This window comes from Kitasatospora sp. NPDC086791 (assembly GCF_040685975.1).
Classification (GTDB): Bacteria; Actinomycetota; Actinomycetes; order Streptomycetales; family Streptomycetaceae; genus Kitasatospora.
On the sequence record NZ_JBFBOC010000041.1, the window covers coordinates 51,581 to 52,560 of the forward strand.

General features: G+C 70.8%; 1 rRNA gene and 1 pseudogene. Both read right to left on the minus strand.

Annotation, left to right across the window (positions count from 1 at the left end):
• Window positions 1–706, minus strand: a pseudogene (locus AB0Q99_RS31420) (RNA helicase); the annotation flags it as partial.
• A gap of 183 nt (window positions 707–889) precedes the next feature.
• Window positions 890–980: ribosomal RNA gene (gene rrf, locus AB0Q99_RS31425) — 5S ribosomal RNA — on the minus strand; the annotation flags it as partial.

Below are 980 nucleotides of genomic sequence, written 5' to 3' on the forward strand. Positions count from 1 at the left end.
GGTCATCCCGACGGAAGCCACCACCGGAGGGGCGGTCGTCACGACGGAACCCACCGCGGTCACCGCCGCGGTCATCGCGGTTGAAGCCGCCGGAGGGGCGGTCGTCGCGACGCGGACGGTCGTCACGGTCACGGTTGAAGCCACCCGGACGGTCGTCACGACGGAAACCGCCACCGGACGGACGGTCGTCACGACGGAAACCGCCACCGGACGGACGGTCGTCACGACGGAAGCCACCGCGGTCACCGCCGCGGTCATCGCGGTTGAAGCCGCCGGAGGGGCGGTCGTCGCGACGGTACCCGCCACGGTCGCCGCCGCGGTCATCGCGGTTGAAACCACCCGACGGGCGGTCATCGCGGCGGTAGCCGCCGCCGGCCGGACGGTCGTCGCGGCGGAAGCCGCCACGGTCGCCACCGCGGTCGTCACGGTCACGGCCGTAACCACCGGACGGACGGTCGTCGCGGCGCGGACGGTCGTCACGGTCGTCACGACGGTACCCACCCGGGCGGTCGTCACGACGGTAGCCGCCGCCGGAGGGACGGTCGTCGCGGCGGGCGCCGCCACGGTCGTTCGACCAGCCCCCACGGGACCGGGGCTCGTAGCCTCGGCCGTCGTCCGATCGACGCTCGGGACGGTCCTGGGGCTGGTTCGACATCGTGGTGACTCCTTCTGCTGCTTCAGCTTCACCGCGTAGGCATGCGTGCAACTCCCGCTGCCGTCACGCGGTTTCGGCGCCGGCCTCCTGGCCCGCGCACCTTCTCCATTGTCCGGCATGTCGGGACCCTCCGCGTCTGGGCGGAAGTCCCGATCTGTCGGACTTCTTCACGTTCGCAAAACACAAAAAGGCCGCGGCCCCAGCGAATCGCTGGGGCCGCGGCCTTGAATAATTGTTCGGCGGCGTCCTACTCTCCCACAGGGTCCCCCCTGCAGTACCATCGGCGCTGTAAGGCTTAGCTTCCGGGTTCGGAATGTAACCGGGC